This window comes from Kitasatospora aureofaciens, assembly GCF_001188955.3.
GTDB lineage: Bacteria > Actinomycetota > Actinomycetes > Streptomycetales > Streptomycetaceae > Kitasatospora > Kitasatospora aureofaciens.
On record NZ_JPRF03000027.1, the window covers coordinates 75,677 to 96,842 of the forward strand.

The window sequence follows — 21,166 nt, forward strand, 5'->3', positions numbered from 1 at the left end:
GTGCAACTCCTCCCGGTTTTTCAGTCACCCTCCGTAGTCGGCGAGGTAGCGGAGCACCTTGTCGACGTGCGGGCGGACGCGTTCCGGGACTCCCCCGGCGGCCGCCACCGACTTGTCGCTGGTGCGGTACGCGGCTGCGACCAGGGCGGGCAGGTCACGGGTGAAGCCGCGGTGCCTTATCTGCTGGTCGAGCCAGCAGACGTAGTTGCCCATCGCGGCGATCGCGTCGCCCGGGTCCAGGTAGGACTTCGGTCCGTCGTGGTTGGCGGCCTTGGACCAGGCCTCGAAGACGGCGGGCGTCCACATCGCGATGCCGTACTCGCCGGTCTCCGGGCGGGCCGCGTTCGGGTCGAAACCGCTCTCCGCCTTGAGCATCGCAGCCAGCAGGACCGGGGTGATCTCCGGCTCGGGGCAGCGCCGGGCGGCGTCCTCGATCATGCCGCGGTAGGCCACCGGGACGTCGGAGCCGGCCGGGATCGCCCCGGGCAGCGGCGGCACGGCCCGGTGGACGCCGGGTGCGCGGGGCTCGGGACCGCCGGTCAGGACGAGCAGCACGGCCGCGCAGGCCAGCACGCCGGCGCCGGCCCGGACGGCCCGTCGGCGCCCGGCCGGGCGGGCGGTGGCACGGGCGACCAGTGCGGCGAGGTCGGTGCGGGCGCGCTCCTCCCGGTCGGCGGCCAGGCAGGCCGCCACCACCGGCCGCCAGCGGGTCGGCAGCGCCTGGTCCAGCCGCAGCGGGGCGGCTCCGCGCGCGTACGCCTGGGCGGCCAGTGACCGGGCCCGGGCAGTGGCGCCGAGGAAGGGGTGCAGCCCGCCGGTGAACAGCTGGTGGGCGATCACCCCGAAGGCCCAGACGTCGGCGCTGGGGCGCAGCGCGACCCCGCGCGCCCCGGTGCGCTGGGACCACCACTCGGGCGGGACGTGGTCCGGTGAGCCCAGCGGCGGGGCGTAGGCGTGGGTGCCCTCCAGTTCGGCGGTGAGGCCGAAGTCGGCGATCTTGGCGGTGCCGTCGGGCATCAGCAGGATGTTGGCCGGTTTGAGGTCCCCGTGGACCCAGCCCGCCCGGTGCATGTGGGTCAGTCCGGCGCAGACCTCGGTGAGGATCCGCTCGGCGCCGGGCACCGCCGTTCCGGCGCGGGCGGCGGCCAGGACGTCCTGGAGGCTGTGGGCGGCGCGCTCCATCACCAGGGCGACGGCGCCGTCCAGTTCGGGGCGGTCGGGGTCGTCGACGGTGACCACGGCGAGGGTGCGGATCAGGTGCGGGTGGTCGGCGCGGCTGCTGAAGCGCAGCTCACGGGCGGCCATCTGGGCCAGGGTGCGGCGCTGACCGGGGCTGGAGCGGGCCGGGCCGAGGAGCTTGACGGCGGCGGGGGTGCCGTCCGGGCCCTCGGCGGCGTAGACACTGCCCCAGGCGCCCGCGCCGAGGAAGGCTCCGGCGCGGTAGCCGGCCAGCGGGTAGCCGTCGGGGACGTCGAAGAGCGACGCCGCGGCGACGGGCCGCCTCTCGGAGGATCCGCCGTCCGGGGCGGCGCCGCGGTGCTCGGGCGGCTTCACGGCCGGTGGACCGGGCGCCGGGGCGGGAGCAGCGAGAGGTGCTCCTCCCGGACGAGGTCGAACCTCAGGGCCAGCGCGACCAGTTCCTCGCGCTTGCCGCCCGCCGGGCCCTCCTCGTACGGCTCGCGCAGCCGCAGTTTCGTGCCCACCAGGTAGTCGATGTGGTAGTTCACCGCCGAGCGGGTCAGCCCGTGGCAGGAGGGCAGGGCGCGCAGCCTGGCCAGCACCTCGGTCGCCCCGGGGACGGCGGCGGTGGAGGGCGAGCGCAGCCGGGGCTCGCAGAGCGCGAGCAGCACCAGGAAGTACTTGGCGGTCGGGTCCAGTGCGAAGGGGCTGACGGTTCGTTCGCCGTCGGCGCCGCCCGGGGGGCCGTCGAGGTAGGCGTGCTGGGGGGCGAAGACCTTGAAGGCGGCGGGCTCGCCCAGGGCGGGGAGCAGGACGCGGGAGAGCTCGAACGGGACGGGTGCGCCGAGGCGCCCGGGGGCCACCTTGATGTGCTCCCCGGCGCCTTCGAGGTTCTCCACCACGTAGGTGGCGGTGGTGCTGAAGTTGGACAGCCGCCAGTAGTCCTCGGCGGCGACCACCTCGCCGGCGCGGCGGGAGACGCCCTGGTCGGGCAGCGGGATGGCGGCCGGTCGCCCGGGCTCGCCGCGTCCGAACACCGCGGTCTCGCCGGGGCCCATCCGCAGCAGTCCGGGCGCCCGGCCGGGGGCCGGATCCGGTCCCTGGCCGGGCAGTTGCACGATGACCGTGTCCACGCAGCCACCTCCGTGGGATCGGCTCGATGGTATCCGTCCGATTCGCCCAGGTGGCGAGGCGCCACCCGGACGAGTGAAGGAACACGGCCAAGCCCCGTCGGCCGACGGCGAGTTGTCCCGCCGAGCCGGCCCGGCCGGACGGCGGAGCGCCCGCCGCCGCAGGTAAAAGGGTCGTTCAAGGTCTGGTCAACACAGTGTTGTTGGCGTACGAGGTGCGACGCCTCAGGTTCAACTCGCCCCCTCTCCTGCACCACGGACCCCGCCCGGTCCGCCCGGCAGGCGGCCCGGCCGGGGCTTGGGTACAGTTCAAGAAGGCCCACGGCCCTTTGCACGCCGAGGGGTTGGAACAGAAGGCCGAACCGGAGGAGCCCGTCCGGGCGATCCCGGCGCTGACCTCGGACGACTTCGGTCACCGGGCCGCGGCGCCGGCGCCCGCGCACGGCGGCGTGACGGCCCGGCGCGGACGGTTCCACCGCCCCGCCGACTGATCCTCCGTCAGTCTGCAACTTGTCCGTACGCTGAACGTTCGGCGAACGATTGCAGCCAGTAGTTGAACAGTCACCATGGGTGTGACGCAACGCACACATGCGAATCCCAGGATGTGTGCAACACTCATCTCACCCAGTGAGATTCCCTTAATTTCCAAGGAGGTTCGTATCATGCGCACTCGGATTGCAGCCGTGACGATGGCGGCGGCAGGGATCGCAGCGCTGTCGGCTGCTCCCGCCATGGCCGCCACGGCGACGTCCGAGGCCGGCACCGTCGCCTGCGCCACGGTGCTCAACCGCCCCTGCATCACGCACCAGGTCGACGGTGACGGCATCGTCGGCATAGCCCAGGTCAACGCGGACCCCACCCAGTTGACGATGGTTCAGGTAGAGGTGCGCTCCCAGCAGGCCTGGGGCAGCCCGTGGGAGACGGTCGCCAGCGCGTCCGCCGTCCGAGTCGGCTCCGTCCAGGCCACCACCCCGAAGGTCACCGGCCCCGCCCCCCACATCATCTGCGCCACCGCCGGCCCGGCGCTGGACGCCAGCAAGCAGGTGACCACCTGTACCAACCCGTTCTGATCCCCGCGGTCAGGACCCCCGGCCGTTCACCCGTGGAGCGGCATCCGTAAGACAGGGCAGCCCGCACGACAGGGCGCAGGGAGCCGGGGCCTTTCCACAGGCCCCGGCTCCTCGCACGTCCCGCCCGGCGGGCCCGCGCGCACCCCGCCGAGCCCCCACCAGGCCGAAGGCCGAGCCCGGCGCCGACGCGCACCGGCCCGCGCACCGGTCCCGGGTGGACCGGAGGGCCCCGTTCACGGCAAACTGGTCTAGACCTCGGAGGTCTAGACCTCAGACTCGCCTCAGAACGGTGGACCCAGTATGGAAATCGTGATCGTCCCTGACGCCTCAGCGGCCGGCGAACTCATCGCCGCGGCGATCACCGATCTGCTGACCGACAAGCCCGACGCCCTGCTCGGCGTCGCGACCGGCTCGACCCCGCTGCCGATCTACCGGTCCCTCGCCGAGCGGGTCCGGGACGGCCGCCTGGACGCCTCCCGCGCGCGCATCTGCCAGCTGGACGAGTACGTCGGCCTGCCGGCCGGCCACCCGGAGTCCTACCGCTCGGTGGTGCTGCGCGAGGTCGTCGAGCCGCTCGGCCTGACCGAGGACTCCTTCCTGGGTCCGGACGGCAACGCGGCCGACGTCGCCGCGGCCGCCACCGCCTACGACCGCGCGCTGGCCGAGGCCGGCGGCGTGGACCTGCAGCTGCTCGGCATCGGCACGGACGGCCACATCGGCTTCAACGAGCCCTGCTCCTCGCTCGCCTCCCGGACCCGGATCAAGACCCTGACCCGGCAGACCCGGGTGGACAACGCCCGCTTCTTCGACAGCATCGACCAGGTCCCGCACCACGTCATCACCCAGGGCATCGGCACCATCCTGGAGGCCCGCCACCTGGTCCTGCTGGCCACCGGCGAGGCCAAGGCCGAGGCCGTCGCCCTGGCCGTCGAGGGCCCGCTGGCCGCGGCCGTCCCCGCCTCGGCGCTGCAGCTCCACCCGCACGCCACCGTAGTGGTCGACGAGGCCGCCGCCTCCCGCCTCAAGCTCGCCGACTACTTCCGCGACACCTATGCGGCCAAGCCGGCCTGGCAGAAGCTCTGATCCCACGGTCTCAGTCACGCGCACGACGGCCGGGGCGCCGATCGCCGTGATCGGCGCCCCGGCCGTCGGTGTGCGCTAACGCTTGCGCAGCCAGTCGGCGAAGGCGTCCAGGGCGGGGCCGGGGTCGCGGCGGCCGACGCCGATCCGGAAGCGGTCGGTGGGGGTGGGGGTGAGGTCGGAGCGGAACATGCTCGCGGGCATCAGCAGCACGCCGGCCTGTTCGACCAAGGCGGTGCAGAAGTCCTCCACGCCGTCCGGGCCGAGGTAGCGCGGGTAGGCGACGCAGCCGCCCTGCGGGGCCCGCCATTCGAAGAGCTCGGGGAACTCGGCGAAGAAGGCGTCGAAGACCGGCAGGTTCTCGGCGATGATGCCCCGGTTGCGCGCCAGGATCCGCTCGCGGGCGGTGATCGCGATCCGGGCCAGCACCTCGCTGGGCGCCGAGTTGCAGATGGTGGTGTAGTGCTTGGCCCGCTCCAGGCGGGCGCGCAGCTCGCGGTCCCGGCAGGCGATCCAGCCGATCCGCAGGCCGGGCAGGCCGAGGGACTTGGACGTCACGTTGAGCGAGAGGGCCGTCGCGGAGAGGTCGGCGGCCTGCGGCAGGGCCCGGTCCGGCTCGCGTTCCAGGCCGCGGTAGACCTCGTCCGAGAACAGCCGGATGCCACGCTCCTCGCAGAGTCCGGCCAGGCGGGCGAAGTCGGCGGCGGGGATCAGCGTGCCGGTCGGGTTGTTCGGGAAGTTGACCGACAGCACCTTGGTGTTCGGGCGCAGCGCCGCCTCGACGGCGTCCAGGTCGAGCGCCCAGTCCTGCCGCTCGTCCAGCGCGACGCCGGTGACCTCGCAGAGCGAGAGCGGAATCGTCTCCGCCGACTGGTAGTTGGGGGTCAGCACCACCGCGTGGTCACCCGGTTCGAGCAGCACCTGCATGGCGAGGTTGATGCCCTCCTGGGCGCCGCCGAAGCAGATCACGTCGTCCGCCTCGACCTGCTCGTACATCCCGGCGATCGCCTGTCGCAGGCCGGGGTCGCCGAAGGTCTCGGTGTAGCCGAGGGCGAGGTTGTCCCAGGCCTCGCGGTCCTTGGGGCCCGCCAGGGCGAGGACTTCGGCCATCGTCATGGTCTGGGAGTCGGAGGCGGTGAGGTGGTGGCGGGCGGTGAACTCCCAGCGGGTGAAGTAGGTTTCGAGCCGGAAGTCGGGCAGGCGGGTCATCTGGTTCTCAGTCCTTCCTGGGGCCGGCTGGGTGCTTGAGCTCGGCGAGCAGGGCATAGGCGGTGGAGCGGGAGATCCGCAGCGCGGTGGCGACGGCGGGGACGGCCCGGCGCACGGCGAACACCCCGGCCTCGTCCAGCTCGCGCAGTACGGCGAGCCGGTCCTCCCGGGTGAAGCGTTCCAGCGGGCGGCCCTGAGCGCGGACGTGGCCGCCGATCACGTCGTTCATCCGTTCCGTCCAGTCCCGTTCGAACAGCGGCTCGGGGCGCGGGGCGGTGGGCGCGGCGAAGTTCGTCAGCAGGGCGGCGGCCTGCTCCAGCGGGCCACGGTCCAGGTTGACGCAGAGCACCGCCGAGGCCCGGCCGGCCTCGTCCCGCAGCACCGCGCTGACCGAGGAGAGCCGTCGGCCGTCCGGCAGCAGCTTCTCGTACGGCCCGTAGACGTCGGGCGCGGACGGGTCGAGCTCGTCCAGTTCGCCGAGCAGGGACGGGTCGCCTGGGGCGCGGGTGGTCATCGGGTTCCAGATGGCCAGCACCCGGTCGGTGGCGGTGTCGTGCAGCACCACCTCGGCGTAGGGCCCGAGCAGCAGGGCCACCGCACGGCAGACCGGCGACCAGGTCCGCACGCGAAGGTCGGGGGTTTCGGCAGGCATGGTTGGACTGTACGTCCGGCTCGGACGCTTCGTCCAGAGGCTTTACGGAAGAACCCCGGCCGGGTGTCCGGCCGGGGCCCTCCGGGAGGCGCTCCGGGTGGGGCTCTCCGAGAGCTGGAGCCGCTCAGCTGCAGGTGATCAGCAGGCCGAGCACGGAGGTGCAGCTACGACTGTCCTTGCTGGTCGCGGGCGAGGGGTCGGCGGGGGCACCGGCCGTCCGCGCCACGGTGATGCTCCAGGAGGCGAGCACGTTCAGCCCGGCGCCGCCGACGGAGAAGTGCCGGGTGGTGCTCGCACCCTTGGCGAGCGGGGCGCTCAGGGTGCAGGTGAGCCTGCCCCCGGCGACGGTGCAGTCGCCGGAGGTGGTGGTCAGCCCGGCGGGTAGGGCGGCGGAGACGGTGGCCGCCGTGACCGGGTCCGGGCCCTGGCCGGTGAGGGTGACGGTGTAGTCGACCCGGCTCGCGAACAGGCCGGTGACCGGGGTCGCGGCGAGCGCGACGACCAGGTGGGCGCTGGGCGCGGTGTAGGTGAAGCGGTCGGCGGCGACGGCGGCACTGGTGCCGCCGGGCGTGGTGACCTGGACGTCCACCGGCCCGGTCACCGTGGTGGCGGGGGCGGTGGCGGTGCAGCTGGTCCTGGTGCAGCTGAAGGAGGTGGCCGGGCCGGCCGCGCCGAAGGTGACGCCGGTGGCGCCGTTCAGGTCGGTGCCGGTGACGGTCACCGTGGTGCCGCCCACCCCGGAGCCGCCGTTCGGGCTGATCACGGTGACGGCGGGCACCGGCAGCGGGAAGTTCAGCACGTCGACCGCGTTGCCGGTGAAGTCGGCGAGGTAGCCGCGCCGGCCGTCGGCGCTCAGCGCCAGGGTGTACGGGCTGGCGCCGACCGGCACCGTCGCGGTGACGCTCCGGCTCGCCGCGTCGATCACGCTCAGGGTGTTGTCGCCGTAGTTGGAGACGTACGCGGTGGAGCCGTCCGGTGCGAGGCTGACGGCGTACGGGCCGTTGCCGACGGTGACGGTGCCGAGCAGGGTGTTCGCGCCGGTGTCGAGCACGGCGGCCGTGGTGTCGTCGCCGTCGGCGACCCACAGCCGGCTGCCGTCGGGGCTGAGCGCCAGGCCGAAGGCGCTGTGGCCGACCTGAACAGTGGCGCTCACCGTGCTGCTCACGGTGTCGACCACGTTCACCGCCTTGGCGCCGGAGGCCGCCACGTACAGGCGCTTGCCGTCGGGCGAGACGGCGAGCCCGTGCGGCTCGGCGCCGACCGGGACAGTGGCTGTCACGGTGCCGGACGAAGTGTCCAGCACGCTCACCGTGCCGGCCCCGGCGTTGCTCACGTAGGCGCGCTTGCCGTCCGGCGAGAGGACCAGGCCCCAGGGCTGGGCACCGACCGGGACGGTGGCGGTGACGGTGTTGCTCGCGGTGTCCACGACGCTGACCGTGTTGTCGAGGTGGTGGGTCAGGTAGGCGCGTTGCCCGTCGGGCGAGACGGCGACCGCGTACGAGCCCGTCCCGGCGGTGAAGCTGCCGGTCACCACCTTGCTCGCGGTGTCCAGGACGCTGACCGTGCCGCTGCTCTGGCTGGTCACGTAGGCCCGGGCGCCGTCCGGGGTGAGCGCCAGCCCGGCCGGGTAGGGCGCCACCGGCACATGGGCGGTCACGGTCGGCGCGGGCGCGGCGGCCTCGGCGGTGACCGGCTGGGAGAGCAGCGCGGCCGTGGCGGCGGATATCGCCGCCACGGCCGTCCAGGCGCGCCGGGGTGCACGGGGTGGTCTCACGGAATCTCCAGGGGAGTCGGCGGGGGGACGGGGTGCAGGACGTGGCTCCGGAGCCGGGGGAAGCGTAGAGCGGCTGCTGATGGCGGGTCAGGAGCTGATCGGTAATGTCGCCAACTGTTCGGATTCGACCGGGATACGGTCACCGAAGCGGGCCCACCGCCCCGGCCCACCGCCCCGGCCCACCGCTCCGGCCCGCCGACCCGGCGGGCCCGACCCGACCGGGGGCGATGAGTGACGTGACCAGGGTCTCAGCCGGGATAGGTCCCGAAATTGGAATCGCAGAGTCGCATTCGCTAGCGTTCGGTTCGTGAGGCTGACCAAGAGCACCGACATCGCTCTCCGCATCGCGATGCGACTCGCCGTACTCGGCGAGGGCGAGAACCCGACCACCCGCGAGGTGGCCGAGTCGGTCGGCGTGCCGTACACCCACGCCGCGAAGGTGGTCAGCAGGCTGCAGCACCTCGGCGTGGTGGAGGCCCGGCGCGGACGCGGCGGCGGGCTGATGATCACCTTCGCCGGGCGGACCGGTTCGCTCGGCCTGCTGCTGCGCGAGCTGGAGGGCATCGGCGACGTGGTCGGCTGCGAGGACGAGCCGCCGTGCCCACTGCGGGCCGCCTGCCGACTGCGCGGGGCACTGCGCACGGCACAGGAGGCGTTCTTCGCGGCGCTCGACCCGCTCAGCATCGACGACCTGGTGGCCTCCCCCACCGGTCCGGTGCTGCTCGGCCTCACCGCCAGACCCGCCGACTGACCCCATCCCCCGGGGGTCAGTCGGCGCCCACAGTCTTTAATGCGAATCTGAGATACCAGTTCTCACTACCGTCAGGAGCTTCTCTGATGCTGTCCGCGAAGTCCGCCGAGGTCGTCGAGGCCACCCTGCCCGTCGTGGGCGGCGCGATCGGTGACATCACCCCGCGCTTCTACGACCGGCTGTTCGCCGCGCACCCCGAGCTGCTGCGCGACCTGTTCAACCGGGGCAACCAGGCCAACGGCACCCAGCGCGAGGCGCTGGCCGGTTCGATAGCCGCGTTCGCCGCCGCGCTGATCGCCAACCCCGACCAGCGCCCGGACGCGATGCTCGCGCGGATCGCCCACAAGCACGTCTCGGTCGGCATCGACAACGAGCAGTACAAGGTCGTCCACGAGCACCTGTTCGCCGCGATCGTCGACATCCTCGGCGAAGCCGTCACCCCCGAGGTCGCCGCCGCCTGGGACGAGGTCTACTGGCTGATGGCCAACGCCCTGATGGCCATCGAGGAGCGGCTGCGCGCCGAGGTTGCCGCCGGCACCGACCAGACCGACCTGTGGCGCCCGTACACCGTGGTCGCCCGCCACCAGGAGACCGACACCGTCACCACCTACCTGGTCCGCCCGGCCGACGACGGCTCCCTGCCGGCCTCCCGCCCCGGCCAGTACGTCTCGGTGCGCACCGAGCTGGCCGACGGCGCCCACCAGATCCGCCAGTACAGCCTGTCCGGCGGCGCCGACAACGCGCTGCGCTTCAGCGTCAAGCGCGACGGCGAGGTCTCCGGCCACCTGCACGACAACCTGCACGCCGGCGACACCGTCGAGCTGGCTCCCCCGCTGGGCGACATCTTCCTCGCCGAGGGCGACGGCCCGGTGCTGCTCGCCTCCGCCGGCATCGGCAACACCCCGATGACCGCGATGCTCGACCACCTGGCCGCCACCGGCTCCGCCCGGCAGGTCATCTCGGTGCACGGCGACCGCGACCAGCTCAGCCACGCCTTCCGCGCGGACCTGGAGCAGCTGACCGCCAAGCTGGCCAACGCCACCGCCCACGTCTTCTACGAGCAGCCGCTCGGCGAGTGGCCGGCCGAGCGCACCGGCCTGGTCAACCTGTCAACCGTCGAGGTCCCCGTCGGCACCACCGCCTACCTGTGCGGCCCGCTGCCCTTCCTGCGCGCCGTGCGCGGCCAGCTGATCGAGGCGGGCGTCCCCGCGGCGGACATCCACTACGAGGTGTTCGGCCCGGACCTCTGGCTCGGCGCCGGCGCCTGAGCCCCGAGCGTTCCCGCGCGGCCTCCTTCACCGGCACGGGCCCGCCCGTTACGATCACGGGCGGGCCCGTGCCGGTTTCGGCGTTCCGGCGGTTCGGCCGGCTCGGCGTTCCAGCGGTTCGGCGGTTCAGCAGTTCGGCGGTTCGACGTGAGGAGCTCGGGTTGCGGGTCGCGCTGTTCGCCACCTGCGTCAACGACGCGCTGTTCCCCGCCACGGCGGTCGCCACCGTACGGCTGCTGGAGCGCCTCGGCGTGACGGTGGACTTCCCCGCCGGGCAGACCTGCTGCGGACAGCCGCAGTACAACACCGGCTACCGCCGGGCCTGCGAGCCGCTGGTGCGGCGGACCGCCCGCGCCTTCGCCGGGTACGACCACGTGGTGACACCCTCCGGCTCCTGCGTGGCGATGGTCCGGGACAACTACCCGCGGATCGGCGCCCGGGCCGCCACCGAGGGCCGGGGCGGTGAACTCACCGACGCCGCCACGGCGTTGGCGCCCCGGGTGATCGAGCTCACCGAATTCCTGGTCGACGTGCTCGGCGTCGAGGACGTCGGCGCGCACTTCCCGTACACCGTCACCTACCACCCTTCCTGCCACGGCCTGCGAATGCTCGGACTGGGCGAGCGGCCGCTGCGACTGCTGCGCGCCGTCAAGGGATTGGAGCTGGTCGAGCTGCCGGGTGCGGAGGAGTGCTGCGGCTTCGGCGGGACCTTCGCCGTCAAGAACGCGGCGGTCTCGGCCGCGATGGCCGAGGACAAGCTCGCCAACGCCCTCGGCACCGGAGCCCAGGTGCTGTGCGGCGCCGACAACTCCTGCCTGCTGCACCTCGGCGGCACCCTGCGCCGCCGAGGTGACGCGCTGCGGCCGCTGCACCTCGCGGAGATCCTGGCCAGCACCGAGGAGCACCCCTGGAGGCCGTCGTGACCGAGCGGAGCGAGGCGGGCACATGAGCGAGCGGAGCGAGCGAACCATCGAGAGGTGCGTGTGGGCGAATGCCCTTGCCGAGCGGAGCGAGGCGGGTGCATGAGTGACACGTTCCTGGGCATGCCCGCCTTTCCGCAGGCGGCCGCCCGCGCGGTGCGGGACAGGCAGCTGCGCGCCAACCTGCGGCACGCCACCCACACCATCCGCGACAAGAGGGCCCGGGCCGTCGCCGAGCTCCCCGACTGGGCCGAGCTGCGCTCGGCAGGGAAGGCGATCAAGGACCACACCCTGCGCCATCTCGACCGTTACCTGGTGCAGTTGGAGGAGGCCGTCACGGCGGCCGGAGGCACCGTCCACTGGGCGGCGGACGCCGAGGAAGCCAACCGGATCGTCGCCGGGCTGGTCCACGCCACCGGCACGACGGAGGTGGTCAAGGTCAAGTCGATGGCCACCCAGGAGATCGGACTGAACGAGGCGCTGGCCGCCGAGGGGGTCACCGCCTACGAGACCGATCTCGCCGAGCTGATCGTGCAGTTGGGCGAGGACCGCCCCTCGCACATCCTGGTCCCGGCGATCCACCGCAACCGCGCCGAGATCCGGGAGATCTTCGCCGACCGGATGGCCTCCTGGGGCCGCCCGGCGCCCGAGGGCCTGACCGACTCCCCCGCCGAACTCGCCGAGGCCGCCCGGCTGCACCTGCGGGAGAAGTTCCTGCGTGCCGAAGTGGCCGTCTCCGGCGCCAACTTCATGGTCGCCGAGACCGGCACCCTGGTGGTGGTCGAGTCCGAGGGCAACGGCCGGATGTGCCTCACCCTGCCGCGCACCCTGATCTCGGTGGTCGGCATCGAGAAGGTCGTACCGACCTGGCGGGACCTCGAGGTCTTCCTCCAACTGCTCCCCCGCTCCTCCACCGCCGAGCGGATGAACCCCTACACCTCGCTGTGGGCCGGGACCACCCGGGGCGACGGCCCGTCAGAGTTCCACCTGGTGCTGCTGGACAACGGGCGCACCGCCGCACTGGCCGACCAGGTCGGCCGGCAGGCCCTGCGCTGCATCCGCTGCTCGGCCTGCCTCAACGTCTGCCCGGTGTACGAGCGGGCGGGCGGACACGCCTACGGCTCGGTCTACCCGGGCCCGATCGGCGCCGTCCTCACTCCCCAACTGCGCGGCACGGCGAGCCCGGTGGACGCCTCGCTGCCGTACGCCTCCTCGCTCTGCGGGGCCTGTTACGAGGTGTGCCCGGTGGCCATCGACATCCCCGAGGTGCTGGTGCACCTGCGCGAGCGGGTCGCCGAACAGGGCGGCCACCCGGTGGAGCGGGCCGCCGTGGCCGCCGCCGGGTACGTCCTGGACCACCCGGCGGCGCTCGCGGCCGCCGAGCGGCTGGCCGGACGCACCCGCGCCCTGCACCCGCGCCGACTGCCCGGGCCGGGTCGGGCCTGGACCGACAGCCGGGACCTTCCGGAGGTGCCCGCCGAACCGTTCCGCGACTGGTGGCGGAGGAACCGTACGTGACGTCAAGGGACTTGATCCTCGGCCGGATCCGGGCCGCGCTCGGTGACACCGGGACGGTGGCCGAACAGCCGCTGCCGCGCCGGTACCTGAGCGCCCACGCCCCGGCGGACGATCCGGCGGCGCTGCTCGACCTGCTGCACCGCAACCTGACCGACTACCGGGCCCTGGTGCACCGCTGCACCGAGGCGGAACTCCCGAGCCGCATCGCCGAGTTGCTCGCCGCTCGCGGCAGCCGCACGGTCGCCGTGCCGGCCGGGCTGCCGGACGGCTGGCTCACCGCGGCGGTCGGCGTCGAGCCGCTGCCGGACGACGGGAGCCTCACCGCCGCCCGGCTGGACGCCGTGGACAGCGTGGTGACCGGCTGCGCGCTGGCGGTCGCCGAGACCGGGACGATCGTGCTGGACGGCGGGCCCGGTCAGGGCCGGCGGCTGCTGTCACTCGTCCCCGACCACCACCTGTGCGTGGTGCGGGCGCCGGAGCAGGTCGTCGCCTCCGTTCCGCTGGCGCTGCCCCGGCTCGACCCGGCGCGGCCGCAGACCTGGATCTCCGGGCCGTCGGCGACCAGCGACATCGAGCTGGACCGGGTCGTGGGGGTGCACGGGCCGCGCACCCTGGAGGTGCTGCTCGTCACCGTGTGACGCGGGGGTCACGGCCTGAGTTCGAGGGTGCAGCACTTCGCCCCGCCGCCGCCCTTCAGCAGCTCGGAGACGTCCACCGGGATCGGCTCGTAGCCGTGCTCGGCGAGCCGCCCCGCCAGGTTCTTGGCCGCCTCCGGGAGCAGCACCCGGCGGCCGTCCGAGACGGCGTTCAGTCCGAACACCTCGGCGTCGGCCCGGTCGGCCAGGACCGCGTCCGGGTAGAGACTGCGCAGCACCGAGCGGCTGTTGGCGTCGAAGGCCTCCGGGTAGTACATGACGTGGTCGTCGGCGAGGACGGCCAGCGCGGTGTCCAGGTGGTAGAAGCGCGGGTCGACCAGGGTCAGGCTGACCACCGGCACGCCGAACAGCTGCTCCGCCTCGGCGTGCGCGGCCCGTGAGGTGCGGAAGCCCGTCCCGGCGAGCACCCGGCGGCCGACCACCAGATGGTCGCCCTCGCCCTCGTTGACGTGGCCGGCGCGGCGCACCGCCCGGTAGCCGTGCAGCCGGAACCAGGACTGGTAGGCCTCGGACTCGGCGGCCCGCTCCGGGTAGCGGAAGGTGGCCACCAGGGCCCGGCCGTCGAGCACGGTCGCGCCGTTGGCGGCGTAGACCATGTCGGGCAGGCCCGGCACCGGGTCGATCAGCTCGACGGTGTGGCCGAGGCGCCGGTACGTCCGGTACAGCCGCTCCCACTGGCGGACGGCGAGTTCGGTGTCGGTGGGCTGCGCCGGGTCCATCCACGGGTTGATCGCGTAGTCCACCGTGAAGTGGGTGGGCCGGCACATCAGGTAGCGCCGGGGCCGCGCCGTACGCGCCGGGGTGTGCGTGGACATTGCTCAACCGTCCTCGGTTCGCGGGGTCTCGGTACGCGTCACTCCAGAGGCGGCTGCCCCGCCGCTCCCGTTCGCACACCCGCGCGGGCCTGCCCGGCGGGCGCAACCCCCCGCGCACCCGGCGCGAGCCCCGGCGCACGGTCCTGCCGTCGGGGGTTACCAGCGCACGGCGGCGAAGTCCACCGGCTCGGTCCGCAGCGCCCGGACGCGGACGGCGAGGGCGCGAAGCCGTCGCTCCGCCTCCTCTGCGGGCATCCGCTGCTTGTCACCGTGCCCCGGCAGCAGCCACTCGAAGCGCAGCGCGTCCAGGCTGCGGTCCAGCGAGGCGGACTGCTCCTCGATCGAGTACCAGGTCACCGCCTCCTGCACCTCGATGTCCTGGTTGGTGCGGGACCAGTACAGGCTGTCACCGCTGAAGCAGTAGCGCCGGTCGGCGACGTACAGCACGCTCCCCACGGTGTGGCCGGGGAAGGGGTGCGCGACCAGGCCGGGCGAGATCTCCACCGGGTCGGTGCCGCGCAGCACATCGTCGGCGTCGGGGGCGGCGGCGAGGTCTCCCTCGTGGATCCGGAGCCGGGCGCCCAGTCGGTCGGCGTACTGCCGGCCGTGCGCCGCGTGGTCGCGGTGGGTGAGCAGGACGTCGGTGACCGGGCCGAGTGCCTCGTAGCGGGCGGCGAGCGCCTCGCTGTAGCGGGGCGTGTCGATCATCACCCAGCCGGTGGGCCGGCGGCACAGGTAGGAGTTGGCGCCCGCGGTCTGCCGGGAGTTGTGCCCGAGCAGCAGCACGTCGCCGTGCTCGTCGAGCGCGAGCGGGAACGGGTCGGTGGCCGGGTCGAGCCGGCCGGTACCGGGGCGGATCGAGCGGGTCGGGCAGGCGTGGGCGGCGGCGAGCAGCTGGCGTTGTTCGGCCTCGTCCCGCGGCTGGCGGATCAGCTCGGACTTGCGGGCGTGCTCGCGGATCAGGTCGGGCGCGAGCTGCCGGGCCACGTCGCAGTTGGTGCAGCGGTCGTCGACGGTCCAGTTCTCGGAGAGGTTCATGGTCCGGATTTCCCCCAGGAAGAACGGCGGCCCAGGCGGCGCGCCGTACTTCGAGCATGGTCCCGACGGGCCGCAAAGCGGAAGGGGGCACGGATCTTGCGCTTTCCCGGGCACGGCGCTCTGCGGCGGGGCGACCGGCCGGCGGGGGCCGCGCAGGGTACGTGGCCCATCTCACGTGCCGCCAGGCTCACCTACGGTGGCGTAGGTCACTTGAATGGGTGAACTATCTCTTTCATGCCGAACCTCCAGGAGACCCTTGACCTCAGTTCGTACGTCGCCCTCGGGGACAGCTTCACCGAGGGCCTGAACGACCCCGGTGCCGACGGCGCCTTCGCCGGCTGGGCCGACCGCCTGGCCGGGATGCTCGCCGAGGGCAGGCCGCCTGGCGGGTTCCGCTACGCCAATCTGGCGGTCCGGGGACGGCTGCTCGACCAGATCGTGGCCGAGCAGGTGCCGCAGGTCCGCCGGCTCCAGCCCGACCTGGTCACCTTCTGCGCCGGCGGCAACGACATCCTGCGGCCCGGCAGCGACCCGGACGAGGTGGCCGAGCGATTCGAGACCGCCATCGCCCAACTCGCGGAGAACGCCGGGACGGTGCTGATCTGCACCGGCTTCGACACCCGCGAGGTGCCGCTGCTCAAGCACCTGCGCGGGAAGATCGCCACCTACAACGGCCACATGCGGGCGGTCGCCGACCGCTACGACTGCAAGGTGGCCGACCTGTGGTCGCTGCGCGCGGTGCAGGACCGCCGCGCCTGGAGCGAGGACCGGCTGCACCTGTCCCCCGAGGGGCACCAGCGGGTCGCCCTGCTGGCCGCCCGCTCGCTGGGCCTGCGCACCGCGGAGGACCCGGAGGCCGCATGGCCGACCGCCCGCGTCCTCACCGCCGCCGACCAGCGGCGCGAGAACCTCCAGTGGGCCCGCGAGCACCTGATCCCCTGGGTCGGCCGCCGCCTGCGCGGGGAGTCCTCGGGCGACCACGTCGAGGCCAAGCGGCCGGAGTTGCTTCCACTCTGACGCGTGGTCAGGTGGTGCCACCGGGTGCCGCGGTCCCACCGGACCGCAGCACCCGGTGCAGCAGCGCGGCACCGGCCCCGCCGACCAGGTACCAGAACAGGTCCGGCGGGTTGAAGGTCGATCCGAGCACCAGGTGCACCAGCCCACTGCGCCGCCCCCACGCGTCCGGCAGCCCGGTCGCCTGGAACAGCTCCACCGCCCAGCTCACCCCGGCCGCCACCAGCGCGGCCCGCACCGGTCGCACCCTCGGCGCGACCAGCACCACCAGGGCGTACACCAGGACGGTGTAGAGCGCGTCGCCCGCGCACTTCGCCGGGTCGCCGTCCGTCGCGGCGCGCACGCCCAGACCGGCCGCCACGGTGAGCAACACGGCCACGGCGGCGGGGAGTCGGGCCGTCAGGGCCTTCCGAAGATCGTTCACCCGCCCAAGGCTACGGGCGGGCCCCACCGGCACATCCGCGCCCCCACCCCAGGAACCACCGCGCGACGCCGGACGTCACTCCCCCTGATGAGCCATCCGTGCAGGTCACGGGCGGGAGTTCGAGCAAGGCGGGCGGGGAACAGTGACGGACAGCGGGAACACCACCGGGCGACGGAAGTTCACCGTCCCCGGGTTCGCGACCGGGCCGGACGGCCGGGCGCAGCGGGCGCGGGAGCAGGGAAAGGCGCTGCGGGTGCCGGTCCCCCGGGAGCGGCACTCGGAGTTCGTGCCCGCGGCCGACCGGCCCACGGCGGTGGCGGCGCTGGAGGCCTCCAACGCGGGCCGGATCGCGGGCCTGGTTCCCATCCGGGTCGGCCGGATGGCCGCCACGCCGTTCGCCTTCCTGCGCGGGTCGGCCGGCCTGATGGCCGCCGACCTCGCGGGCACACCGGTGACCGGCGTCACGGCGCAGCTGTGCGGGGACGCGCACGCGGCGAACTTCGGTCTGTACGGCGATGCGCGCGGCCAACTGGTCATGGACATCAACGACTTCGACGAGACCGTGCCGGGCCCCTGGGAGTGGGACCTCAAGCGTCTCGCCACCAGCCTGGTGCTGGCGGGCCGGGAGACCGGGGCGAGCGAGAGCACCGCCCGCGCGGCCGCCCAGCACGCGGCCGGCTCCTACCGCCGCACCCTGCGCACGCTCGCCAAGCTGCCCGCCCTGGACGCCTGGAACGCCGTGGCGGACGAGCAGTTGGTGTCCTTCGCCGAGGCTCACGACCTCACCGAGGTGCTGCGGAAGGTCGGCGCGAAGGCCCTCGGCAACACCAGCGCCCGGTTCGCCGCCCGCAGCACCACCCGTACCGCGGACGGCGGTTGGCGGTTCACGGCCGCTCCGCCGGTGCTCACCGGGGTCACCGACGCGACCGCCCGGGCGGTGGCCGAGGCGCTCGGCCCGTACGTGGCGACGGTGCCCGCCGAGGTGCGCACCCTGCTGTCCCGGTACCGGGTGCAGGACGTGGCGTTCCGGGTGGTCGGCACCGGCAGCGTCGGCACCCGCTCGTACGTCGTGCTGCTCACCGACCACCGGGACCAGCCGCTGGTGCTGCAGGTGAAGGAGGCCAGGCCGTCCGTGCTGCTCCCGTACCTCGGCGGCCACTGGCGGCGGCCGGCGGAGGAGCACGAGGGCCGGCGGGTGGTGCTCGGCCAGAAGCACATGCAGGTGGTCAGCGACACCCTGCTCGGCTGGACGACCGTCGACGGACGCCCGTACCAGGTGCGGCAGTTCCGCAACCGCAAGGGAAGTGTCGACCCGGCCGTGCTGCTGCCGAGCCAGCTGGACGACTATGCCCGGATCACCGGCGCCCTGCTGGCCCGCGCCCACGCCCACACCGCCGACCCGGGGCTGCTCGCCGGGTACTGCGGCAAGAGCGAGGCGCTGGACGAGGCGGTCGCCGCCTTCGCCGTCGCCTACGCGGACCGCACCGAGGCCGACCACGCCGAGCTGGTGGCGGCGGTGCGCAGCGGGCGGCTGCCCGCCGAGCAGGGGGTCTGACGGGCATGGGACTCGCGATCAGTGTGGGGCTGCTCGGCACCCCGGACCTGCGGGAGGAGGCCGAGGTGCTGCACCGGGCGCTGGCCGCCGAGGGCGTGGCCTGGCGGGAGCCGGCCACCGCACCGGCAGGCCCCGCCGAGGTCTTCGGGGCGGGCTTCCCGTACAGCTACCTGTCCGGGCTGCGGCGGGTGTACGTGCTGCACCGGCTGGGCGAGCCGGTCACCGGGGCGCGCGAGGTCAGCAGCGAGCAGTACGACGAAGACCTGGAGCTGGTCGACGACGAGACGGCCGTGCTCGACTCGCATCTGCTCTGCCACGCCGACCACGAGGGCTACTACGTGCCGGCGGAGTTCCCGTTCGAGGATCCGCTCTTCCTCCCGGAGGGGGCCGGTGTGCCCGGCGCCGGCATGGTGGGTTCCTGCGGCCCGCTGCTGGCGGAGCTCCAGAGGTTCGCCGCGGCCATCGGGATCCGGCTGGCGGCCGACGGCTCGCTGGCCCCGGAGGAGTCGGCCCGGCTGGACGCACTGCCGGGCGACGACCCGTTCGAACCGGAGGTCTTCGCCTGGCACGCGCTGTACCGGGCCTGCCGGACCAGTCTCGCCACTGGCCACGCCATCGTCTTCGGGTGACGGCCGGGCCGGGGCGCCGTTCCGGCGTCCCGGCGTCCCGGCGTCCCGGCTCAGGCTTCCAGGAACGGCGCCACGGCGGCGACGAACTCGGCCGGGCGGGCGTTGTGCACCAGGTGCCCGGCCTCGATGCTGACCAGGCGGCAGTCCGGGATCAGGCGGGCGAGTTCGGCGATCCGCTCCTGGGGGACGTGGCTGCTGGGCCCGCCCGCGACGGCCAGGGTGGGGGCGGTGATCCGGGTCAGCCCCTCCCGCCAGGCCGGGTCGGGGGTGTCGAGCTGCGCCTTCACGGCCCGGACCATCGCCCAGTCGAAGTGCGCCGGTTCGTCCGCCCCCTCGGGCGGCACGCTCGACGGGCGCGGGTACAGGGCGGCGATCTCCTCGAGGACCAGCCGGTCGATCCGTTCGGGCGCGGCCTGGGCGACCAGGTAGGCGACGGCGCCGCCCATCGAGTGGCCCACCAGGGCGATCCGGTCGAGGCCGAGGGCGTCGAGGAAGGCGAGCACGTCCTCGCGCATGGCCTCCAGGCCGTAGGCGGCGGTGCGGCCGCTGTCGCCGTGGCCACGCAGGTCGAGCGCGTACACGTGGTGGTGGGGGGCGAGGTCGGGCAGCACCGTGTCCCAGCCGGCGGCGCGTTCGCCGAGGCCGTGCAGCAGCACCAGGGGCGGGCCGTCGGGGTGTCCGCTCTCGCGGTAGGCGAGGGTGACCTCGGGCAACTGCACCGTCCGTACTGTCGTCATGCCCGCCACCGTACGCGCCGATCGACCACTACCGAACTGACGTTCGCCCTGGGCTCACCGTGACCGTCTCGTCCGGCTTCTCCGGCGTCCGGTCCCGCCCGCTGACCCGGCCGGCGAACACCGAGGCCAGTACGGCGAGTCCGGCCACCGCCGCGCAGACCAGGCCGGCCGTCAGGTAGGCGGAGCGGTGGCCGCCGCCCCCGGCGGTCTCGCGCAGGTAGACCCCGGACAGGGCGGAGACCGCGACGGCCGCCGCGATCCGCTGTGCCATCTGCAGGATCGCGCCGCTGACCCCGGCCGCCTCGGCGGGCGCGTGGCGCAGCACGTAGGCCTGGTTGGTGGAGCCCATCAGGCCGACCGAGGCGCCGCCGAGCAGCTGGAGCAGTGCGAGCAGCCAGGGCAGGACGACGGCGGGCGCCCACTGGGCGACGATTCCGCTGAGCAGCATGGCCAGCGCGGAACCGGTCATGCCGACGGTGACGGTGCGTCGGCCGAGGCGCTGCACCACGCGCCAGGCGAGCCCGGAGGCGGTGGCCATGGCCAGGGCCGAGGGCAGCGACACCAGGGCGGCGCCCATCGGGGACAGGCCCAGGCCGTCCTGGAGGAACATGGTCAGCACCAGGGAGGCGGCCAGTGAGAAGCCGAACTGGGCCATCGCGATGGCGGTTCCGAGGGCGTAGGGCGCGGAGCGGGTGAGCGCGGGGTGAATCAGCGGGTGTCCGCCGGTGCGGGCGTAGCGGCGCTGCCATCCGATCAATGCGCCGAGCAGCGCCAGAACGGCGGCCGCGAAAGCGAGCCGGCCGGCCAGGCCGGGCGGCCGGACGAAGGGCAGCATCAGGGCAAGGGTGAGCGCGCCGACCAGCAGCAGGCCGAGCAGGTCGAGGTCGGCGTGCCGGGCGGCCGGGCGGGGCCTGGGCAGGTGGCGGACGGCCAGGGCGAGGGTGGCCAGGCCGAACGGGACGTTGAGCAGGAAGGTTATCCGCCAGCCGAGTTCGGGGCCGGCCGCCGCCAGCACCAGGCCGCCGATCGGTGGGCCGAGGGCGAAGGCGAGGCTGCCGGTGACGGCGTACATGCCGAGCGCGCGGGCGCGCAGCTGGCCGTCGAAGACGTCCTGGAGGGTGCCGATCATCTGGGAGTTAACCAGGCCCGCGCCGGCGCCCTGCAGGAGCCGGGCGGCGATCAGCACCGTCGGGTCGGTGGCGGTCGCGGAGACCAGGCTGACCAGGGTGAACAGGGCGAGCCCGATGACGAAGAACCACTTGCGGCCCTTGACGTCGCCGAGCCGCCCGCCGGGGATCAGCGCAAGGCCGAAGGCGAGGGAGTACCCGGCGACGATCCACTGCAGGTGGGCGGGCTGGGCGTGCAGGGTCCCGCGCAGGGCGGGGATCGAGGTGTTGAGGACGGACTGGTCGATCAGGGTGGTGAAGCCACCCGCGACGCAGACCAGCAGGACGCGGCGCCCGGCGGCGTCGAAGCGTTCCTTCTCCGGTATGGGACCGGAGGCGGCGGTCACGGCTCGACCACCACGAGGGCGTAGCGGGCCTCGCCCGGGCCGAGGCTGCGGAAGCGGCTGGTGCGGGCGCGGTAGCGCAGGCAGTCGCCGGGGCCGAGCAGCTGCGGCTGGCCGTCCACGCTCAGTTCCAACGCTCGTCGGCGGCCGTGTCGGTTCCCATATCCAGGATGCTATCCCTGATATGAGATCACCTTCCCGCGTTCTCGCCGCCTGGTGACGGCCCGACGGCAGCGC

22 protein-coding genes are annotated in these 21,166 nt (G+C 73.8%); 11 read left to right on the forward strand and 11 right to left on the reverse strand.

Features of this window, described 5'->3' with window-relative positions; translation table 11 throughout:
- Window positions 1-24 precede the first annotated feature (24 nt).
- Together HS99_RS18705 and HS99_RS18710 are read right to left on the reverse strand one after the other, a co-directional pair.
- The gene (locus HS99_RS18705; RefSeq protein WP_078867138.1) at window positions 25-1,554 is read right to left on the reverse strand and encodes a serine/threonine-protein kinase; all 1,530 of its coding nucleotides are present in this window, start codon (window positions 1,552-1,554) and stop codon (window positions 25-27) included.
- The gene (locus HS99_RS18710) at window positions 1,551-2,312 is read right to left on the reverse strand and encodes a hypothetical protein (protein WP_030554774.1); all 762 of its coding nucleotides are present in this window, start codon (window positions 2,310-2,312) and stop codon (window positions 1,551-1,553) included. Before HS99_RS18710 ends, HS99_RS18705 begins: the two co-directional genes overlap by 4 nt.
- Window positions 2,313-2,653: 341 nt before the next feature.
- Here HS99_RS18710 and HS99_RS45050 point away from each other — a divergent pair, with 341 nt between their 5' ends.
- From HS99_RS45050 to nagB, 3 genes are all read left to right on the forward strand, one after another.
- Window positions 2,654-2,800, forward strand: a complete 147-nt coding sequence (locus tag HS99_RS45050; protein WP_157846597.1) for a hypothetical protein — start codon at window positions 2,654-2,656, stop codon at window positions 2,798-2,800.
- A 171-nt stretch (window positions 2,801-2,971) separates the two neighbouring features.
- Window positions 2,972-3,379: a hypothetical protein gene (locus HS99_RS18715; RefSeq protein WP_141763758.1), complete on the forward strand. Its 408-nt coding sequence runs from the start codon at window positions 2,972-2,974 to the stop codon at window positions 3,377-3,379.
- A gap of 300 nt (window positions 3,380-3,679) precedes the next feature.
- A complete protein-coding gene (gene nagB / locus HS99_RS18720) occupies window positions 3,680-4,462 on the forward strand; it encodes a glucosamine-6-phosphate deaminase (RefSeq protein ID WP_030280526.1) in 783 nt (260 codons plus the stop codon).
- Window positions 4,463-4,537: 75 nt separating this feature from the next.
- Here nagB and HS99_RS18725 read toward each other — a convergent pair whose 3' ends face one another.
- The 3 genes from HS99_RS18725 to HS99_RS18735 form a co-directional block, all read right to left on the reverse strand.
- On the reverse strand, window positions 4,538-5,668 hold the full coding sequence (locus HS99_RS18725) for an aminotransferase class I/II-fold pyridoxal phosphate-dependent enzyme (protein WP_030554776.1): 1,131 nt from the start codon (window positions 5,666-5,668) through the stop codon (window positions 4,538-4,540).
- Window positions 5,669-5,675: 7 nt separating this feature from the next.
- Window positions 5,676-6,320: a helix-turn-helix transcriptional regulator gene (locus HS99_RS18730; RefSeq protein ID WP_030280530.1), complete on the reverse strand. Its 645-nt coding sequence runs from the start codon at window positions 6,318-6,320 to the stop codon at window positions 5,676-5,678.
- Between the two features lie 124 nt (window positions 6,321-6,444).
- Window positions 6,445-8,094 carry a YVTN family beta-propeller repeat protein gene (locus HS99_RS18735; RefSeq protein WP_078939112.1) on the reverse strand — a complete coding sequence of 550 codons (1,650 nt, stop codon included), beginning with the start codon at window positions 8,092-8,094 and terminating at the stop codon, window positions 6,445-6,447.
- 307 nt (window positions 8,095-8,401) lie between these two features.
- Between HS99_RS18735 and HS99_RS18740 the strand changes: the two genes are divergently transcribed.
- The 5 genes from HS99_RS18740 to HS99_RS18760 all read left to right on the forward strand — a co-directional run bounded on the left by HS99_RS18740 (window position 8,402) and on the right by HS99_RS18760 (window position 13,189).
- Window positions 8,402-8,845 carry an RrF2 family transcriptional regulator gene (locus tag HS99_RS18740; protein ID WP_030280534.1) on the forward strand — a complete coding sequence of 148 codons (444 nt, stop codon included), beginning with the start codon at window positions 8,402-8,404 and terminating at the stop codon, window positions 8,843-8,845.
- A gap of 86 nt (window positions 8,846-8,931) precedes the next feature.
- Window positions 8,932-10,113, forward strand: coding sequence for a globin domain-containing protein (locus HS99_RS18745; protein WP_030554780.1), 1,182 nt, complete (start codon window positions 8,932-8,934; stop codon window positions 10,111-10,113).
- Between the two features lie 161 nt (window positions 10,114-10,274).
- On the forward strand, window positions 10,275-11,036 hold the full coding sequence (locus HS99_RS18750) for a (Fe-S)-binding protein (RefSeq protein ID WP_030280536.1): 762 nt from the start codon (window positions 10,275-10,277) through the stop codon (window positions 11,034-11,036).
- Window positions 11,037-11,135: 99 nt separating this feature from the next.
- Entirely contained in the window at window positions 11,136-12,551 is a 1,416-nt protein-coding gene (locus HS99_RS18755; RefSeq protein ID WP_030554782.1) for a lactate utilization protein B, read from the forward strand.
- Window positions 12,548-13,189: a LutC/YkgG family protein gene (locus tag HS99_RS18760; protein ID WP_030554784.1), complete on the forward strand. Its 642-nt coding sequence runs from the start codon at window positions 12,548-12,550 to the stop codon at window positions 13,187-13,189. The genes HS99_RS18755 and HS99_RS18760 overlap by 4 nt, the downstream gene beginning before the upstream one ends.
- 8 nt (window positions 13,190-13,197) lie before the next feature.
- Here HS99_RS18760 and ddaH read toward each other — a convergent pair whose 3' ends face one another.
- Together ddaH and HS99_RS18770 are read right to left on the reverse strand one after the other, a co-directional pair.
- Entirely contained in the window at window positions 13,198-14,022 is an 825-nt protein-coding gene (gene ddaH, locus HS99_RS18765; RefSeq protein WP_030280540.1) for a dimethylargininase, read from the reverse strand.
- A 156-nt stretch (window positions 14,023-14,178) separates the two neighbouring features.
- Window positions 14,179-15,060: a 4Fe-4S domain-containing protein gene (locus HS99_RS18770; RefSeq protein ID WP_030554787.1), complete on the reverse strand. Its 882-nt coding sequence runs from the start codon at window positions 15,058-15,060 to the stop codon at window positions 14,179-14,181.
- Window positions 15,061-15,294: 234 nt separating this feature from the next.
- Here HS99_RS18770 and HS99_RS18775 point away from each other — a divergent pair, with 234 nt between their 5' ends.
- Window positions 15,295-16,077 carry an SGNH/GDSL hydrolase family protein gene (locus HS99_RS18775; RefSeq protein WP_030280544.1) on the forward strand — a complete coding sequence of 261 codons (783 nt, stop codon included), beginning with the start codon at window positions 15,295-15,297 and terminating at the stop codon, window positions 16,075-16,077.
- Window positions 16,078-16,084: 7 nt separating this feature from the next.
- Here the strand turns inward: HS99_RS18775 and HS99_RS18780 are convergent, their stop codons facing one another.
- On the reverse strand, window positions 16,085-16,498 hold the full coding sequence (locus HS99_RS18780) for a ribosomal maturation YjgA family protein (RefSeq protein WP_030280546.1): 414 nt from the start codon (window positions 16,496-16,498) through the stop codon (window positions 16,085-16,087).
- A gap of 142 nt (window positions 16,499-16,640) precedes the next feature.
- Between HS99_RS18780 and HS99_RS18785 the strand changes: the two genes are divergently transcribed.
- Both HS99_RS18785 and HS99_RS18790 read left to right on the forward strand, forming a co-directional pair.
- Complete coding sequence (locus tag HS99_RS18785) at window positions 16,641-18,053, forward strand: DUF2252 domain-containing protein (protein ID WP_030280548.1); 1,413 nt, start codon at window positions 16,641-16,643, stop codon at window positions 18,051-18,053.
- A 5-nt stretch (window positions 18,054-18,058) separates the two neighbouring features.
- Window positions 18,059-18,682, forward strand: a complete 624-nt coding sequence (locus tag HS99_RS18790; RefSeq protein ID WP_046385518.1) for a putative DNA-mimic protein — start codon at window positions 18,059-18,061, stop codon at window positions 18,680-18,682.
- A gap of 50 nt (window positions 18,683-18,732) precedes the next feature.
- Here HS99_RS18790 and HS99_RS18795 read toward each other — a convergent pair whose 3' ends face one another.
- The 3 genes from HS99_RS18795 to HS99_RS47845 are packed head-to-tail and all read right to left on the reverse strand — an operon-like array spanning window position 18,733 to window position 21,051.
- Window positions 18,733-19,419, reverse strand: coding sequence for an alpha/beta fold hydrolase (locus HS99_RS18795; protein WP_030554791.1), 687 nt, complete (start codon window positions 19,417-19,419; stop codon window positions 18,733-18,735).
- A gap of 28 nt (window positions 19,420-19,447) precedes the next feature.
- A complete protein-coding gene (locus HS99_RS18800) occupies window positions 19,448-20,932 on the reverse strand; it encodes an MFS transporter (RefSeq protein WP_232543087.1) in 1,485 nt (494 codons plus the stop codon).
- Entirely contained in the window at window positions 20,929-21,051 is a 123-nt protein-coding gene (locus HS99_RS47845) for a cupin domain-containing protein (RefSeq protein WP_267885563.1), read from the reverse strand. Before HS99_RS47845 ends, HS99_RS18800 begins: the two co-directional genes overlap by 4 nt.
- Window positions 21,052-21,166 lie beyond the last annotated feature (115 nt).

Bases quoted from the DNA above. Each gene is read 5' to 3' on its own strand.
- nagB (WP_030280526.1), top strand. From the start codon at position 3,680: ATGGAAATCGTGATCGTCCCTGACGCCTCAGCGGCCGGCGAACTCATC.
- HS99_RS18755 (WP_030554782.1), top strand. From the start codon at position 11,136: ATGAGTGACACGTTCCTGGGCATGCCCGCCTTTCCGCAGGCGGCCGCC.
- HS99_RS18775 (WP_030280544.1), top strand. From the start codon at position 15,295: ATGCCGAACCTCCAGGAGACCCTTGACCTCAGTTCGTACGTCGCCCTC.
- ddaH (WP_030280540.1), bottom strand. From the start codon at position 14,022: ATGTCCACGCACACCCCGGCGCGTACGGCGCGGCCCCGGCGCTACCTG.
- HS99_RS18770 (WP_030554787.1), bottom strand. From the start codon at position 15,060: ATGAACCTCTCCGAGAACTGGACCGTCGACGACCGCTGCACCAACTGC.
- HS99_RS18725 (WP_030554776.1), bottom strand. From the start codon at position 5,668: ATGACCCGCCTGCCCGACTTCCGGCTCGAAACCTACTTCACCCGCTGG.
- HS99_RS18730 (WP_030280530.1), bottom strand. From the start codon at position 6,320: ATGCCTGCCGAAACCCCCGACCTTCGCGTGCGGACCTGGTCGCCGGTC.
- HS99_RS18745 (WP_030554780.1), top strand. From the start codon at position 8,932: ATGCTGTCCGCGAAGTCCGCCGAGGTCGTCGAGGCCACCCTGCCCGTC.
- HS99_RS18795 (WP_030554791.1), bottom strand. From the start codon at position 19,419: ATGACGACAGTACGGACGGTGCAGTTGCCCGAGGTCACCCTCGCCTAC.
- HS99_RS18715 (WP_141763758.1), top strand. From the start codon at position 2,972: ATGCGCACTCGGATTGCAGCCGTGACGATGGCGGCGGCAGGGATCGCA.
- HS99_RS18790 (WP_046385518.1), top strand. From the start codon at position 18,059: ATGGGACTCGCGATCAGTGTGGGGCTGCTCGGCACCCCGGACCTGCGG.